This is a genomic window from Gaiella occulta (assembly GCF_003351045.1).
Taxonomy (GTDB): Bacteria; Actinomycetota; Thermoleophilia; order Gaiellales; family Gaiellaceae; genus Gaiella; species Gaiella occulta.
On record NZ_QQZY01000002.1, the window covers coordinates 80,555 to 96,654 of the forward strand.

Sequence of the window (16,100 nt, forward strand, 5' to 3'; positions counted from 1 at the left end):
GTGACGAAGCCGTCGCGGATCGCGGCCGCAAGGAGCGCTGCGTGATCCCGGTCGCATGGGACGAGGTCGCCGCGCTCGAGCTCGGCGCCCTCGAAGGAGGCGGCACGATCACCGGGATCACGGCAGACTCGCGTCTCGCCGGCCCGGGAGACCTCTTCGTCGCGCTCAACAGCGGCGTCGCCTACGTCGGCGAGGCCCGCGCGCGCGGCGCGTCGACGCTCGTCCCCGACGACCAGCACGCCGCGCTCGCGGCGCTCGCCTCGCTCGTGCGCGGGAAGAGCCCCGCCCGTATCGTCGCCGTCGTCGGCTCCACCGGCAAGACGTCGACGAAGGACATCCTGGGAGCGCTGTGCGCCGCCGTCACGCCCACCGTCTGGGCGGACGCGAGCCAGAACAACGAGATCGGCCTGCCGCTCACCGTCTGCCGGCTCGAGGTCGAGACGCGCGTGCTCGTGACCGAGATGGGCATGCGCGGGCTCGGCCAGGTCGGCGATCTCTGCGCGATCGCCCGTCCGCACGTCGCGGTCGTCACCTCGATCGGGCCCGAGCATCTCGAGCTCGTCGGCTCGATCGAGAACGTGGCACGCGCGAATGCCGAGGCGATCGCCGCGCTTCCCCCCGGGGGCGTCGCCGTCGTCCCCGCCGACGCACCGCAGCTGGAGCCGTTCCTCGGCCGAACGGACATCGAGATCCGCCGCTTCGACCGCTCTGCCGCGAACCTCGACGGCGGCGCCTGGCGCTTCGCGCTTCCCGGGCGGGATCTCGTCCTCGAGCTTCCGTTCCGCTCACGCCACATGGCGGAGAATGCGCTCGCGGCCCTCACCGCCTACGACGCGCTCGGCCTCCCGCTCGGGCGCGCACAGGAGGGAGCATCGCGGATCGTGCTGTCCCGCTGGCGCGGGGAGGAGACGTCGCTCCCGGGGGGAGGCATGGTCGTCAACGACGCCTACAACGCCAACCCCACGTCGATGCACGCCGCGCTCGTCGACCTCGCGGAACGTGCCGGCGGGCGTCGGCGCGTCGCGATCCTCGGCGAGATGGCCGAGCTCGGCGACGACGCCGACCGCTACCACCGTGAGATCGGCGCGCTCGTCGCGCGGATCGGCATCCACGTGCTCGTCGCCGTCGGCGAGAACGCGCGCGGCTACCTGCAGCCGGGCGTCGACGAGATGCATTGGATCCCGAACGTCGAAGCGTTCGACACCGTCGTGGGAGTCCTGCGGCCGGGCGACGCGGTGCTCGTCAAGGGCTCGCGCGCCGTCGGGCTCGAAGGCATCCCGGCCCGCATCGAGAAACTCGGCAGGACATGGTTCGCGTCCTGATCGCAGGGCTCGTCGCGATGGTGATCGCCGTCGTGATCGGGCCCACATTCATCGACTGGCTGCGCCGAGCGGGCGTCGGCCAGCAGATCCGCGAAGAGGGGCCGGCGCGCCACATCGTCAAACAGGGGACGCCGACGATGGGCGGGCTGCTCATCCTCGCCTCGGCGATCGCCCCGTTCCTGCTCCTCTCCCGCTACACGATGCCCGGTCTCGCGCTCCTCTTCGCCACCGTCGGTTGCGGGCTGATCGGCTTCACCGACGACTACCTGAAGGTGCGCAGACGACGCTCGCTCGGGCTCTCCGGCCGCTGGAAGATGCTCGGGCTCGTCCTGATCACGATCGGGATCGGCTGGGTGGTCGGGCGCGTCGGCTACCTCGACACCGAGATCTACTTCCCTGTCGTCGACGTCAACATCGACCTGCGCTGGCTCTACTACCCGTTCCTGTTCGTCGTCATCGCGGGAACCGCGAACGGCGTCAACCTCACCGACGGCCTCGACGGCCTCGCCGCAGGGACGTCGGCGATCTCGCTGCTCACGTTCCTCGCCATCGCGGCGATCTCGTGGATCCGCTCGGGCCCCCCCGGAGATCGCAGCAGCAACTACCTCGATGTCGCGATCTTCGCCGCCGCGCTGATCGGCGGCGTGATCGGGTTCCTCTGGTTCAACGCGTTCCCGGCAGAGGTGTTCATGGGGGACACCGGCTCGATGGCGCTCGGAGGCGCTATCGCCGTCCTCGCCGTGATGACCCAGACGGAGGTGCTGCTCGTCTTCATCGGCGCCATCTACCTGATCGAGGCGCTCTCCGTGATGATCCAGGTGGCGAGCTTCAAGCGCACAGGCCGGCGCGTGTTCCTGATGGCTCCGATCCACCACCACTTCGAGATGAAGGCGTGGTCGGAGACCAAGATCATGGTGCGGTTCTGGATCGTTGGGGCGATTCTCTGCACGATCGGGTTCGTGCTCTTCTACCGCTACTACCTGAGCTTCAAGAGATAGCAGCGGCGTCTCTAGCTGCCCATCCGGAGTGCGCATTGTCCGACCCGACGCCGAGAAAAGATCACCCGATCAGGTAGTACGTATCTGTCCTGAGGCAAACTATTCTCGACTGCGATCAACTTGTTCGACAAGGAGGGTGCCACAAAGACCAGGAAGGCTTCGAGAGACATCGGTTTGACTGCGGCATTGATCAACCAATTCAACTTGAAGGAATCATGAGAAGGTTTCTCATTGCCTCAGTTCTGATCAGCCTCGTAGCTCTTGCGTCCTTCTCTGGAGTCGGGCGAGCCAGGATCTCCGCTACATGCGATCCGACGAACCTCCGCATGACCACCGGCGGCGGCACGGTAACGGCGCGGGCCACCGCCCCTTGCGGGTTCACCGCCTACGATGTCTGTTTGCAGAACAATAGCGGCAGCGGATGGAGTTCTTCCTTCGCCTGCAACCATTGGGAAGTCATCTCGGGCCCGATGGCGATCAACTCCCAGGCATGGTCGTACGGGTGCGGCACCGCCTACAGGCCGGTTGCTAGGAAGAGCGGCAACGCTTGGGTAGTTGGGGCATCTAGCTTCTTCTGCTAGTGGCCCATGTCTAAGGTCTGATCGCGCCGAACGCCTGCGACCTAGAACTCACCGCACCTGACGGCGCCGGGAGTTCTAGCGGCGGGACAACATCAAGCGTCTAGGCTTCCGGGATGGCACCGATCCCCGATCGCGTGGTCGTCGTCGGGCTTGCCCGCTCCGGACGGGCGGCGGCGGCGGCCCTGCGGGCCCACGGCTCCGATGTCGTCGCCTACGACGCCGACGCCGCGGTGGACGTGGTGGGAATCGACGCCGAGATCCGGCTCGGCGACTGGGACGACGCGCTTCTCGACGACAGCGGGCTCGTCGTCAAGAGCCCCGGCGTGCCGGAGGAGTCGCCGCCGGTGGCGGCCGCACGCGCCCGCGGGATTCCCGTCGCGTCCGAGATCGAGCTCGGCGCCCGCCTGCTCGCCAACCCGATCATCGGCATCACCGGCACCAACGGGAAGACGACGACGACGGCGCTGCTGGGGGCGATCTTCGCGGCCGCCGGCGCCCCGGCCGAGGTCGCGGGCAACATCGGCCGGCCGCTCACGAGCCTCGTCGGCGCCGTCGACGAGGACGCGTGGATCGTCTGCGAGCTCTCGTCGTTCCAGCTCGAGGACGTCGACACGCTGCGCCCGCGCATCGCGGTGCTGCTGAACCTCGAGCCCGACCACATCGACCGCCACGGCAGCTTCGAGGCGTACCGTGCCGCGAAGCTGCGGATCTTCGAGAACCAGGGGCCGGGCGACGTCGCCGTGGTGCCGCGCGGATTCGCGCCGCTGCCGGGCCGCGCCGCACGCGTCGAGTTCTGCGCAGACGACCCGCTGCCCGCCGAGCCGCGCATCCCCGGTGCGCACAACCGTGAGAACGCCGCAGCCGCCGTCGCGGCCGCACGCGCGGCCGGCATCGGCGAGGGGGCGATCGCCGCAGCGCTCCGTGCCTTCCCGGGCGTCGAGCACCGGATCGAGGAGGTCGCCGTCGTCGACGGCGTGCGCTATGTCAACGACTCGAAGGCGACGAACGTCGCCGCTGCCCTGCGGGCGCTCGCGTCGTTCCCGGGCGCGCGGCTGCACGTCGTGCTCGGCGGCCTCGGCAAGCGCGAGAGCTACGCGCCGCTGGCGGCGGCGCTCGGGCCGGAGGACAGGGCCTACCTGATCGGAGACGCCGCAGGCGACATCGCGGCGGCGCTCGAGGCCGCGAGCGTGCGGTTCACGCACGAGGGCGCACTGGAGGCTGCGATCGCCGCCGCGCGCCGTGCGGCTGCCCCGGGCGACGTCGTGCTGCTCTCCCCGGCGTGCGCGAGCTTCGACCAGTTCACGAGCTTCGAGCAGCGCGGGGAGGAGTTTCGCAGGCTGGTGCAGAACCTCCAGTAGTGCGAGGGAAGGGCCAGCTCGAACAGCGTCTCCTCGTCCTCGTGACGCTGGGGCTCGTCGCGTTCGGCCTCGTGATGGTGTTCAGCGCCACATCGGCCTCCGCGGCGCTCGGCGCCGGAGACCCGATGACCTTCCTCGTCAAGCAGGGCGCGTACGCGCTCGTCGGGCTCGTGGCGCTCACGCTCGCCTCGCGCCTCGACTACCACCGCCTGCGGTCGCTCGCGCCGATGCTCCTCGTCGGCGCGCTCGGCCTCTGCATCGCGGTGCTCGCCGTCGCGCCGCCGGTCAACGGCGCCCGGCGCTGGTTCCTGCTCGGGCCGATCAGCGTGCAGCCGTCGGAGGTGGCGAAGATCGCGGTCCTGGTGTGGGTCTCCGCCACCCTCGCGCGCCGGCCGACGCCGCGCACGATGGGAGAGCTGATGAAGCCGCTCGGCATCGTCGTCGGGCTCTTCAGCCTGCTCATCCTGCTCGAGCCCGACCTCGGCACGACGATCGCGCTCGGCCTGATGGTGGCGGGCGTCCTGCTCGTGTCGGGGGTGCGGCTGCGCCTGTTCGCGCTCGCAGGCACGTTGGCGCTCGCACTCGGCGGCGCTGCGATCTACATGGAGCCGTACCGGCGTGCCCGCTTCCTCAGCTTCCTCGATCCCTGGCAGGATCCGCAGGGGGCCGGCTTCCAGACGGTGCAGGCGATGATCGGCATGGGATCGGGCGGCATCACCGGCCAGGGGCTCGGGCAGGGCATCTCGAAGATCTTCTACCTCCCCGAGGCCCACACCGACATGATCTTCGCCGTCGTCGGCGAGGAGATCGGCCTGATCGGCTCGACGCTCGTCATCGGCGCCTTCGCGGTGTTCGCGTGGGCCGGCTTCCGGATCGCCCTGCAGTGCCGCGATCCCTTCGGCAAGCGGCTCGCCGCCGGCGCCACGACGCTCGTCTGCGGCCAGGCGGCCGTCAACCTCGCGGCCGTGATGGGCATCGCGCCGCTGACCGGTATCCCGCTCCCGTTCGTCTCCTACGGGGGGTCGTCGCTCATCATGTTGCTCGCCGCCGTCGGCGTTCTCCTTAACATCGCCGTGAATGATCGCGTCGTCGCAACTCGCAGTAGTGATCGCGGCCGGCGGGACAGCCGGACACGTCCGGCCCGCGCTCGCAGTGGCGGAAGCGCTGCGCGCGCGCGGCGTGAGCGTGACGTTCGCCGGCAGTCCCGACCGCGTCGAGTCGCGGCTGGTTCCTGAGGCGGGCTTCGAGCTCGACACGTTCGCGATCTCGGGCCTCCCCCGCACGCCCTCGCCCGCGCTCGTGCGGGCGCTGTGGCGCGCGGCCGCGGCGCCGCTCGCCTGCACGCGGATCCTGCGGCGCCGCAGGCCCGACGTCGTGCTCGGGGGCGGCGGCTACGTGGCGGGACCGATGGTGCTCGCCGCGCGCCTGCAGGGGATCCCCGCGGCGCTCACCGAGGCCGACGCGCACCTCGGGCTCGCCAACCGCCTGGCGGCGCCGTTCGCACGGCGCGTGTTCCTCGCCTACGAGGTGGAGGGGCGGAGCGGACCGAAGTACGCCGTCGTGGGAAGGCCGATCCCGCAGGCACACCTCGGCGCCACGCGCGCGCAGGGGCGGGCCCGCTTCGGCGTCCCCGACGGCGCGAGCGTCGTCGCCGTGTTCGGCGCGCTCGCCGGCGCCCGCTCCCTCAACGAGATGGCGGTGGAGGCCTGGGCGGACGCCGGCCCGTTCGTGCTGCACGTCTCCGGCGAGCGCGACTTCCCCGCGCTGCGGGCCCGCGTGCGCCGCGACGGGTACGTGCTGATGGCGCAGAGCGGCCATTTCGGCGAGCTGCTCGCGGCGGCCGACATCGCCGTCTCGCGGGCCGGCGGCACGGTCTGGGAGCTCGCGGCGGCGGGCGTGCCGTCGATCCTCGTGCCGTACCCGCACGCCACCGCCGACCACCAGACGCTCAACGCTGCTCACTTCGAGCGCGGCGGCGGCGCCGTCGCCGTCCCCGACTCCGAGATCGCGCGAGTGCCCGCGATCGTCGACGAGCTGCTCGCCGACCCCACGCGACGCGCGCGCATGGCCGAGGCGATGCGCGCGATGGCGCGACCGGATGCCGCCGACCGGATCGCGGATGAGGTGATCGCACTTGCCCGGCGATGAGGCTCGCCGCGGCGTGCACGCACGGCCGCTCGCGGGCCGCAGGCTCTACTTCGTCGGTATCGGCGGGTCGGGGCTGTCCGCCTACGCGAACATCGCGCGCGCGCTCGGCGCCGAGGTGCGCGGCTGGGACGCGCGCGAGACGATCTTCCTGTCGACGCTCGCGGGCGTCGACATCGACCTCGGCGGCGAGCCGGCAGCGCCGGACGGCTGGGAGGCGATCGTGTCGACGGCGCACCTGCACCGCTGCGCGGGCACGCCGCGCGCGGAGTTCCTCGCCGAGCTCGTCGCAGCCCAGCCGGCGATCGTCGTCGGCGGCGCCCACGGGAAGACGACCACGGCGGGCATGATCGCCTTCGTCCTGCGCGAGACGGCCCGAGACCCGTCGTGGGTCATCGGCGGCGTCGTCCCCCAGCTCGGCGGCAACGCCGGGGTCGGAGCGGGATGGCTCGTCGTCGAGGGCGACGAATCCGATCGCTCGATCGGCGCGTTGCGCCCGCAGATCGCCGTCGTCACGAACGTCGAGCTCGACCACCATGCGACGTACGGCTCGGAGGCCGAGCTGCGATCGTTCTTCGACGACTGGCTCGCCGGCGTGCCGCACGTCGTGCGCGGCTGGGAGCTCGAGCCGGTCGATCTCGAGCTGGCCGTGCCGGGCGCGCACAACCGGCGGAACGCCTCCGCGGCGCTCGCGGCGCTCGAGCTGGCAGGCGTGCCCCGTGGCGAGGCCGAGCAGGCGATCGTCCGCTTCGCGGGAGTGGGCCGGCGCTTCGAGCTCGTGGGCGAGCGCGGCGGCGTCGCGGTCTACGACGACTACGGGCACAACCCCACCGAGATCGAGGTGACGCTGCGCACCGCGCGCGAGCGCACGTCCGGCAGGCTGATCGCCGTCTATCAGCCGCACGTGGTCGAGCGCACGAGGCAGCTCCACCGCGAGCTCGGCGCCGCGCTCGGGGCCGCCGACGTCGCCATCGTGACCGACGTGACCGGGGCCCGCGACGCTCCGCGCGCGGGCGTCAGCGGCAAGCTCGTCGTCGATGCGCTGCCGGAGCACGTGCGCGCCGGCTGGGCGCCGTCGCTCGACGACGCGGCGCGGCTCGTCCTCGCCTGGGCCCGGCCGGGCGACGTCGTCGTCACCTTCGGCGTCGGGGAGCCGTGGAAGATCGCCCGCGCGATCGTGGACGGGTTGCCCGCATGAGGCCCGCCGGCGGCGTTGCGCTCGCGCGCTACACGACGATCGGCACCGGCGGCCCGGCGCGGGCGCTCGCCGAGCCCGGCACGCTGGCGGAGCTCGAGCAGGCCCTGCGCTCGGCCGCCGAGCGCGGGCTCGCGGTTGCGACCGTCGGCCTCGGCTCGAACCTGCTCGTCGCGGACGAGGGCGTCGACGCCCTCGTCCTGCGCCTCGGCGGCGAGCTCGCGGCGGCGAAGGTCGAGGGAGACATGCTGGTCGCCGGAGGCGGCGCCGCCAATGCCGTCTGCCTGCACCGCGCGCGCGCGGCGGGGCTCGGCGGGCTCGAGTTCGCGTGCGCGATCCCCGGCACGGTCGGCGGCGGCGTGTGGATGAACGCGGGCGCCTACGGGAGCGACTGGAGCACGATCCTCGAGCGCGCGCTGGTGGCGACCTGCGACGGCGTGGGATGGATGACCCCGGCCGAGCTCGGGCTCTCGTACCGCCACTCGGCGCTTCGGCACGGCCAGGTCGTGGCGGCGGTCGAGCTGCGGCTGCGGCCGCGGCCGCCTGCCGAGATCAAGGCGGCGGTGGCAGATCTCGTCGCGCGCCGCAAGGGCACGCAGCCGACGAACAGGCGGACGTTCGGCTCGGTGTTCAAGAACCCGCCGGGAGAGCTGGGGGCGGGGCGGATGCTCGAGCTGTGCGGCCTCAAGGGCTTCCGCAGCGGCGGAGCCGTCATCTCCCCCAAGCACGCGAACTTCATCGAGAACGCGGGCGGAGCCACGACGGCGGACTGCCTCGCCCTCATGGCCGAGGCGCGGCGGCGTGCGCGCGAGCAGTACGGGGTCGAGCTCGAGCACGAGGTCGTGCTGCTCGGGGAGATCGGGCTGCCGCCGATCTGATCGCGACACGCGCAGGGAACCGGAATACGAGCACGAAAGCACCGGTGTGGCCAGCGGGGGACGAGTCGAGCGCGGATCGCGCCCCCGCGCGCGCGCGGCGAGCGTCGTCGTCCCGTTCCCGCGCCGGAATCCGGGCGATCGCCTCGATCTCGTGCGGCTCGTCCCCTCCGGCCGCTCGCTGCTGCTCGCGTTCGCCGTCCTCGGCGGTGCGTTCCTGCTCTGGTTCGCGGCGCGCGAGACGTCCGTCTTCGGCGTCCGCAGCGTCGACGTCGAGGGCGCTCCGCCCGGCGTCGCCGTCCAGGTGCGCAACGTGCTGTCGGCTGTCCGCGGCACGAGCCTGCTCAAGCTCGATCTGGCGGCGGCCGAGCGCCGCGTCGAGGCGATCCCCAGCGTCGAGTCCGTCGTCTTCGACCGCGCCTTCCCGCACACGCTGCGGGTGGTCGTCGCGCCCGAGCGTCCCGTCGCCGTCGTGCGCCAGGGCGCGTCGTCGTTCCTCGTGTCGGCGCGGGGGCGGGTGATGGCGAGCGTCGAGCGCCGCGCCCGCCCGACGCTCGCCCGCATATGGGTCAAGCGGGACGTCCGCCTCGCGCCCGGCGAGCGCGTCCAGGGCGATCTGCTCACGGCGGTCGATGCCGTCGGCCCGCTCGTCGGCACCCGCTTTCCCGGCCGCGTCGCGTCGGTCACGGCGACGCCGGACGATCTCACGCTGCGCCTGCGCGCGGGGCTCGAGGTGCGCCTCGGCGACCCGTCCGACGTCGATCTCAAGCTCGCGGTCGCCGCCCGGGTGATCCCGCTGCTCGCGACCGGCACCGCATATCTCGACGTCGCCGTTCCCGACCGTCCGGTGGCCGGTACAACTCTAGACTCTCAGGTAAAGGTTGAGAGTACGCCCTCGACCTCCCCTTGAGGTTTCTGTTGACAATGCCGACAAGGAGTCCGTACCCTGGCTTCGAAAGCCGGTTCCTGACAACCCAATGGCTCGATGAGAGCTTGACGTCCAGGCAGGTCGAGGTGATGAGGCGATGAACACGCAAGGCGGGAACTACCTGGCGGTGATCAAGGTCGTCGGTGTCGGCGGCGGCGGCACCAACGCCGTCAACCGGATGGTCGAGTCCGGCCTCAGCGGCGTCGAGTTCATCGCGGTCAACACGGACGCGCAGGCGCTCCTGATGACGGATGCCGACGTCAAGATCCACATCGGCTCGAAGGCGACGCGCGGTCTCGGCGCCGGTGCCGACCCCGCGGTCGGTCTCGCGGCGGCCCAGGAGACGCGGGACGAGTTGAAGGAGGCGCTGAAGGGCGCCGACATGATCTTCGTCACGGCCGGCGAGGGCGGCGGCACCGGCACCGGGGCGGCCCCCGTGGTGGCGGAGCTCGGCCGCGAGCTCGAGGCGCTCACCGTCGGCGTCGTCACGCGGCCGTTCGGGTTCGAGGGGCGCCGGCGCGCGGAGCAGGCCGAGGTCGGGATCCAGAGCCTGCGCGACCGCGTCGACACGCTGATCGTGATCGAGAACGACCGTCTGCTCCAGGTCGTCGACAAGAAGACGCCGGTGACGGAGGCGTTCCGCATCGCCGACGACATCCTGCGCCAGGGCGTGCAGGGCATCACCGATCTGATCACCGTCCCCGGCCTCGTCAATCTCGACTTCGCCGACGTGCGCACGATCATGCGCGACGCGGGATCGGCGCTGATGGGCATCGGCACCGCCTCCGGCGAGAACCGCGCCGCCGACGCGGCGAACGCCGCGGTCTCCTCGCCGCTGCTCGAGACGACTCTCGACGGCGCGACCGGTGTGCTGCTCAACATCACGGGTGGCCCCAACATCGGCCTGTTCGAGGTGAACGAGGCGGCCGAGGTCGTCACCGGGCACGCCGACGCGAACGCCAACGTCATCTTCGGCGCCGTCATCGACGAGTCGATGGGCGACGCGGTGCGCGTGACCGTGATCGCCACCGGCTTCGGCGGCCGGCCGCGCCGCAGGCGCATCGAGGCCCCCGGCGGGGCCGCCTCCACGCCCGAGCGTCGCTTCGAGGCTCCGGGCGCCGCCGACGCCGAGATCGAGATCCCGAGCTTCCTGCGCGAGGACTAGAGGCTTCATCCCCACCCGGCGGCACCTCTGGCGCTAGAGTCGGGCCGTGACCGATGCCGTCCTCCAGCGGACGCCGCTCTACGAGCGACACGTCGCCCTCGGCGCCCGTATGGTTCCCTTCGCCGGATGGGAGATGCCCGTCCAGTACGAGGGCGTCATCCCCGAGCACCTCGCGGTGCGCCGCGATCGCGGCGTCTTCGACGTGTCGCACATGGGGCAGCTGCACGTCGAAGGGCCGAAGGCGCACGAGCTGCTGCAGGGGCTGCTGTCGAACGACCTCGACCGCATCGGCGACGGCGAAGCGCAGTACACGTTGCTCACGAACGAGCACGGCGGCATCGTCGACGACCTGATCGCGTACCGCATCGGCCCCGCCCACTACCTGCTCGTGGTCAACGCCGGCAACCGCGAGGCGGCGTTCGCGTGGATCAAGGAGCGCGAGATCCGCGGCTCCGAGGTGCGCGACGCCTCCGACGAGTACGCGCTGCTCGCCGTCCAGGGCCCGACGGCGATCGAGGCGCTCGGCCTGCCCGACGCGCCCCCGTTCACACACGCGATGGGCGAGGTCGGCGGTGTCGAGGTGATGGTGTGCCGCACGGGCTACACGGGCGAGAAGGGAGTCGAGCTGATGTGCGCGGCCGACGACGCGCCGGCGCTCTGGGACGCGGTGGTTGCCGGCGGTGCCACGCCGTGTGGCCTCGGAGCGCGCGACACGCTGCGGCTCGAGGTCTGCTATCCGCTGCACGGCAACGACATCACGCAGGAGACGGACGCGATCTCGGCGGGCCTCTCGTGGACGTGCGCGCTCGACAAGGAGTTCACCGGCGTGGCGGCGCTGCGCCGGATCAAGGCCGAGGGGCCGCGGCGGCGGCTACAGGCGTTCGTGATGGAGGAGCGTGCGATCCCGCGCCACGGCATGGCGATCGACGGCGGCGGCGAGGTCACCTCGGGCACCCACTCGCCGATGCTCGACGTCGGCATCGGGATGGGCTACGTGCCGGCGGCCGCCGCCGCGGTGGGCAGCGAGCTCGTGATCGACGTCCGCGGCAAGCCGAGGCGGGCACGCATCGTCAAGAAGCCGATCTATTCCAAGGAGGAGACGTAGGTGGCAGCCGTAGAGAGCTACCCGGACGACCTGCTCTACCACCCCGAGCACGACTGGGCGCGCGTCGAGGGCGACGAGGCGGTGCTCGGCATCACCTGGTGGGCGCAGGACGCGCTCGGTGAGCTCGTCCACTTCGAATGTCCCGCGGTCGGGAGCACGACGACGAAGGACCAGCCGTACGGCGAGGTCGAGTCCGTGAAGGCCGTGTCGGACGTGATCGCGCCGCTCTCGGGAGAGATCCTCGAGATCAACCAGAGGGCGGTCGACGAGCCGGAGACGATCAACGACGACCCCTACGGCGCCGGCTGGCTCGTCCGCATCCGCCTCTCCGACCCGGCGGAGACCGAGACGCTCATGGACGTCGCGGCCTACACCGCGCACGTCGCGGAGCAATAGTGACCGCCGGCTACCTGTCGCTCACCGAGCGCGACCGCGAGGAGATGCTCGAGGCGATCGGCGTCTCCTCGATGGAGGAGCTGTTCGCGCAGATCCCCGCCGCCGTCCGCCTCGACCGCGAGCTTGACGTCCCGCCCGCGCTCACCGAGGCCGAGCTGTTCCGCCACCTGGAGGAGCTCGCGGCGAAGAACGCGCACGCGGGCGTCGAGCTGTCGTTCCTCGGCGCCGGCATCTACGACCACTACGTGCCCGCCATCGTCGACACCGTGCTGCAGCGGGGAGAGTTCCTGACCGCCTACACGCCCTACCAGCCGGAGATGAGCCAGGGCGTGCTGCAGGCGATCTTCGAGTACCAGACGGTGATCTGCGAGCTAACCGGCATGGACGTGTCCAACGCGTCCGGCTACGACGGCTTCACCGTCGCCGCCGACGCGTGCTTCATCGCCAAGCACCACACGGGCCGCTCGAAGGTTGTCCTCTGCGAGACGCTGAACCCGCAGCTGCGCCAGGTCGTGAAGACCTACGCGCCCGGATTCGGCCTCGAGATCGTGGAGGTTCCCCACGACGGCGGCACCACCGACCCGGAGCGGCTCGCCGCGGCCGCGGTCGGCGCGGGCATCGTGATCTTCCCGCAGCCGAACTTCTTCGGCTGCCTGGAGCCGGCCCCCGACCTCGCGCAGGCGGCGAAGGAGGCGGGGGCTCTCGCCGTCGCCCATGTCGACATCACGTCTCTCGGCGTGCTCGAGGCACCCGGCGCCTACGGGTGCGACATCGCGATCGGCGAGGGGCAGGGCATCGGCAACGCGCAGAGCTACGGCGGCCCGCACTACGGCTTCCTCGCCGCGCGCTCGGAGTTCATCCGCCGCATGCCGGGGCGGATCGTCGGCGAGACGACCGACCTCAACGGCGACCGCGGCTTCGTGCTGACGCTGCAGACGCGCGAGCAGCACATCCGCAGGGAGAAGGCGACCTCGAACATGACCACGAACCAGACGCTGCTCTCGCTGGGCGGCCTCGTCACCCTGGCCTGGCTCGGCCCGCAGGGGCTGCGCGAGCTCGGCGAGACGTGCATGGCGCTCGTCGGCTACGCGGCGGAGCGCATCCACCTGCCGGCGGCGTTCGACCGACCGGCGTTCAAGGAGCTGGCCCTGCGCACGCCGATCCCGGCCAGGGACGTCATCCGCGCAGCCCGTGAGCGGGGCGTCCACCCAGGGTATGCACTCGGGCGCGACGTCGAGGGGATGGACGACGTCCTCCTCGTGGCGTTCACCGAGAAGCGGACGCCGGCCGAGATCGACCGCCTCGCCGGCGTGCTCGCGGAGGTGTGTTCCTGATGGAGCTCATCTTCGAGAAGAGCCAGGCCGGACGTCGTGCCGGCCGCGTCCCCTCCTACGGCCTGCCCGTGCCGGAGGTGCCCGCCGGGCTCGCGCGGAGCACGCCGCCGCGCCTGCCGGAGCTCGCCGAGAACGAGATCGTGCGCCACTTCACCAACCTCGCCGATCGCAACTTCGGCATCGACACGGGCTTCTACCCGCTCGGGTCGTGCACGATGAAGTACAACCCGCGCGTCAACGAGAAGCTCGCCGCGCTGCCGGGCTTCGCCAACCTGCACCCGCACCAGGAGGACGAGGGCGCGCAGGGGGCGCTCGAGCTGATGTGGGAGCTGCAGCAGATCCTCGCCGAGGTGGCGGGGCTGCCGGCGGTGACGTTGCAGCCCGCCGCAGGCTCGCAGGGCGAGCTGACGGGGCTGATGCTGATGCGGGCCTACTTCAACGACCGGGGCGAGGGCGGTCGGCGCGACACGATCATCACCGCGGACACGGCGCACGGCACCAACCCGGCGAGCGTGACGATGGCCGGGTTCAGGCTCGAGAAGGTCGCCACGACAGAGCGCGGGAACCTCGACCTCGACGACCTGCGCGCGAAGGTGAACGAGCGCACCGCCGGGCTGATGCTGACGAACCCGTCCACGCTCGGCCTGTTCGACGAGAACATCGTCGAGGTGGCGGAGATCTTCCACGACGCGGGGGCGCTGCTCTACTACGACGGGGCCAACCTGAACGCCGTCGTCGGCATCTCCCGGCCGGGCGACATGGGCTTCGACATCGTCCACTACAACCTGCACAAGACGTTCTCGCAGCCGCACGGCGGCGGCGGGCCCGGCGGCGGGCCGGTGGCGGTGCGCGACGCGCTCGAGCCGTTCCTGCCCTCGCCGCAGGTCGTGCGCGACGGGGACGTGTTCCGGCTCGACCACGACCGCCCGAAGTCGATCGGCCGCGTGCGCGGGTTCGCCGGCCCGTTCGGGGTGTTCGTACGGTCGTACGCGTTCATGCGGGCCTACGGCCCCGAGCTGCGGGCCATGTCCGAGACGGCGGTGCTGAACGCGAACTACCTGCTCGCGCGCCTGAAGGACGCCTACGAGCTGCCGTACGACCGCCTCTGCATGCACGAGTTCGTGCTCTCCGCGCGCCGCCTCAAGCGCGAGCACGGCATCACCGCGCTCGACGTCGCGAAGCGGCTGATGGACTACGACATCCACCCGCCGACGGTGTACTTCCCGCTCGTCGTGCCCGAGGCGCTGATGATCGAGCCGACCGAGACGGAGCCGAAGGAACGCCTCGACGCGTTCGTCGACGTGATGCTGCGGATCGCGGCGGAGGCGGCCGATGCGCCCGAGCTGCTCAAGGACGCGCCGCACGAGCGGCCGGTGCGCCGGCTCGACGAGGTGAAGGCCGCGAAGGAGCCGATCGTCAAGCACGGCTTCGGCGACGCGGCGCGGGAGGGTGCGCTGCGGGCGGCCGGCAGGTAGGCCGGGACGTTCCGTCACGAGCGCCGCGCTCGCGCTCGTGTTCGCATTCTTCTCGCTTCTCGACGGGCCCCGGCCGCGACAACGGGCAGTTCGCGATCGGACTGGCTGCCGGCGTCGTGTTCGATGCGACGATGATCCGCGCGTCGCTCGTACCGTCGTCCGCCCGCCCGCGCCCGGCTTCAGGCCGGCGCGACGGGCGTGCGGCGAGGCTTCGTCGGCGCGGCCAGCTGGCCGCACGCGGCGGCGATGTCGCGGCCGCGCGTGAGCCGCACGGTGGCGGGGATGCGGGCGCGGTCGAGCACCTGCTTGAAGGCGGCGATCGTGTCGCGCGACGAGCCCTCGAACATCCCGGTCGGGTTGTAGGGGATGAGGTTCACCTTGAACGCCTTCGCGTCGAGCACCTCTGCGAGCTCGCGCGCGTGCGAGGGGGAGTCGTTGACGCCCGCGAGCATCACGTACTCGACGTAGACCTTGCGATTGCGCAGCTCGACGTAGCGGCGGCACTCGGCGAGCACGTCGGCGAGCGGATAGCGGTCGTTCACCGGCATCAGCCGCGACCGCAGCGGCCCGCCCGCCGCGTGGAGCGACAGCGCCAGCCGGATCGGCTCGTCGACCTCGTCGACGAACCGCGACAGCCCCGGCATCCAGCCGACGGTCGAGATCGTCGTGCGGCGGTGGGTGATCCCGGCGTCCGGCAGCCTGCGCGCGGCGGCGAGCACGTTGTCGAGGTTGAGGAACGGCTCGCCCATGCCCATGAACACGCAGTGGTCGAGCTCCTCCAGCCGGCGGAAGTGCAGCGCCTGGTCGAGGATCTCCGACGGTGTCAGGTTGCGCCCGAAGCGCATCGCGCCGGTGGCGCAGAACGTGCACGTCAACGGGCAGCCGGACTGGGACGAGACGCAGATCGAGCGGCGCCCGTCGCGGTAGCGCATCAGCACCGCCTCGACCGGATGCCCGTCCTGGGTGCGGAAGAGGGTCTTCAGCGTGCCGTCGCGCGAGAGAGCCTCGCTCTCCACCGTCAGCGTCGAGTACGGCACCTGCTCGGCGAGCGCATCCCGCAGGGCTCGGGGAACGTTCGACATCGCCTCGTAGCCGGGAGCGCCGCGGGCGGCCCACTCCCACACCTGACGCACGCGGTAGGCCGGCTCGCCGCGCCCGGCGATCGTCGTCTCGAGCAGGCCGAGATCCATGGCTGGAGTGTACGGGCGGGGCCGGCCTCGCCC

General features: G+C 71.7%; 13 protein-coding genes and 1 pseudogene. 13 read left to right on the forward strand and 1 reads right to left on the reverse strand.

The annotated features are described in order from the left end of the window. Positions 1–41: 41 nt before the first annotated feature. From Gocc_RS03920 to gcvPB, 13 genes and pseudogenes are all read left to right on the forward strand, one after another. Positions 42–1,322, forward strand: a complete 1,281-nt coding sequence (locus Gocc_RS03920; RefSeq protein WP_114795253.1) for a UDP-N-acetylmuramoyl-tripeptide--D-alanyl-D-alanine ligase — start codon at positions 42–44, stop codon at positions 1,320–1,322. Then, positions 1,307–2,320 carry a phospho-N-acetylmuramoyl-pentapeptide-transferase gene (mraY, locus tag Gocc_RS03925; RefSeq protein WP_114795254.1) on the forward strand — a complete coding sequence of 338 codons (1,014 nt, stop codon included), beginning with the start codon at positions 1,307–1,309 and terminating at the stop codon, positions 2,318–2,320. The genes Gocc_RS03920 and mraY overlap by 16 nt, the downstream gene beginning before the upstream one ends. 694 nt (positions 2,321–3,014) lie before the next feature. Then, entirely contained in the window at positions 3,015–4,259 is a 1,245-nt protein-coding gene (gene murD / locus Gocc_RS03930; protein WP_114795255.1) for a UDP-N-acetylmuramoyl-L-alanine--D-glutamate ligase, read from the forward strand. Further along, a pseudogene (gene ftsW / locus Gocc_RS16660) lies at positions 4,259–5,329 on the forward strand (putative lipid II flippase FtsW); the annotation flags it as partial. The gene murD and the pseudogene ftsW, both read left to right, overlap by 1 nt. A gap of 7 nt (positions 5,330–5,336) precedes the next feature. Then, positions 5,337–6,407, forward strand: coding sequence for a UDP-N-acetylglucosamine--N-acetylmuramyl-(pentapeptide) pyrophosphoryl-undecaprenol N-acetylglucosamine transferase (locus Gocc_RS03940; RefSeq protein WP_114795257.1), 1,071 nt, complete (start codon positions 5,337–5,339; stop codon positions 6,405–6,407). Positions 6,408–6,420: 13 nt separating this feature from the next. Further along, positions 6,421–7,602: a UDP-N-acetylmuramate--L-alanine ligase gene (locus Gocc_RS03945; protein WP_181813349.1), complete on the forward strand. Its 1,182-nt coding sequence runs from the start codon at positions 6,421–6,423 to the stop codon at positions 7,600–7,602. Continuing rightward, positions 7,599–8,477: a UDP-N-acetylmuramate dehydrogenase gene (gene murB, locus Gocc_RS03950; protein ID WP_114795259.1), complete on the forward strand. Its 879-nt coding sequence runs from the start codon at positions 7,599–7,601 to the stop codon at positions 8,475–8,477. The genes Gocc_RS03945 and murB overlap by 4 nt, the downstream gene beginning before the upstream one ends. Before the next feature lie 151 nt (positions 8,478–8,628). Beyond that, positions 8,629–9,384 (forward strand): cell division protein FtsQ/DivIB, encoded by a 756-nt coding sequence (locus tag Gocc_RS03955; RefSeq protein WP_147281176.1) that lies wholly within the window; start codon positions 8,629–8,631, stop codon positions 9,382–9,384. Positions 9,385–9,499: 115 nt separating this feature from the next. Beyond that, on the forward strand, positions 9,500–10,567 hold the full coding sequence (ftsZ, locus tag Gocc_RS03960) for a cell division protein FtsZ (protein ID WP_114795261.1): 1,068 nt from the start codon (positions 9,500–9,502) through the stop codon (positions 10,565–10,567). A gap of 46 nt (positions 10,568–10,613) precedes the next feature. After that, positions 10,614–11,672, forward strand: coding sequence for a glycine cleavage system aminomethyltransferase GcvT (gcvT, locus tag Gocc_RS03965; RefSeq protein ID WP_114795262.1), 1,059 nt, complete (start codon positions 10,614–10,616; stop codon positions 11,670–11,672). Continuing rightward, positions 11,673–12,068, forward strand: coding sequence for a glycine cleavage system protein GcvH (gene gcvH / locus Gocc_RS03970; RefSeq protein ID WP_114795775.1), 396 nt, complete (start codon positions 11,673–11,675; stop codon positions 12,066–12,068). Then, positions 12,068–13,402: an aminomethyl-transferring glycine dehydrogenase subunit GcvPA gene (gene gcvPA, locus Gocc_RS03975; protein WP_220150434.1), complete on the forward strand. Its 1,335-nt coding sequence runs from the start codon at positions 12,068–12,070 to the stop codon at positions 13,400–13,402. The genes gcvH and gcvPA overlap by 1 nt, the downstream gene beginning before the upstream one ends. Then, on the forward strand, positions 13,402–14,877 hold the full coding sequence (gene gcvPB, locus Gocc_RS03980) for an aminomethyl-transferring glycine dehydrogenase subunit GcvPB (protein WP_114795263.1): 1,476 nt from the start codon (positions 13,402–13,404) through the stop codon (positions 14,875–14,877). The genes gcvPA and gcvPB overlap by 1 nt, the downstream gene beginning before the upstream one ends. A gap of 179 nt (positions 14,878–15,056) precedes the next feature. Here gcvPB and rlmN read toward each other — a convergent pair whose 3' ends face one another. Further along, the gene (gene rlmN / locus Gocc_RS03985) at positions 15,057–16,067 is read right to left on the reverse strand and encodes a dual-specificity RNA methyltransferase RlmN (protein ID WP_114795264.1); all 1,011 of its coding nucleotides are present in this window, start codon (positions 16,065–16,067) and stop codon (positions 15,057–15,059) included. Positions 16,068–16,100 lie beyond the last annotated feature (33 nt).

Coding starts and splice junctions, on each gene's coding strand:
- mraY (WP_114795254.1), top strand. CDS start 1,307: ATGGTTCGCGTCCTGATCGCAGGGCTCGTCGCGATGGTGATCGCCGTC.
- Gocc_RS03940 (WP_114795257.1), top strand. CDS start 5,337: ATGATCGCGTCGTCGCAACTCGCAGTAGTGATCGCGGCCGGCGGGACA.
- rlmN (WP_114795264.1), bottom strand. CDS start 16,067: ATGGATCTCGGCCTGCTCGAGACGACGATCGCCGGGCGCGGCGAGCCG.
- ftsZ (WP_114795261.1), top strand. CDS start 9,500: ATGAACACGCAAGGCGGGAACTACCTGGCGGTGATCAAGGTCGTCGGT.
- gcvPB (WP_114795263.1), top strand. CDS start 13,402: ATGGAGCTCATCTTCGAGAAGAGCCAGGCCGGACGTCGTGCCGGCCGC.
- murD (WP_114795255.1), top strand. CDS start 3,015: ATGGCACCGATCCCCGATCGCGTGGTCGTCGTCGGGCTTGCCCGCTCC.
- murB (WP_114795259.1), top strand. CDS start 7,599: ATGAGGCCCGCCGGCGGCGTTGCGCTCGCGCGCTACACGACGATCGGC.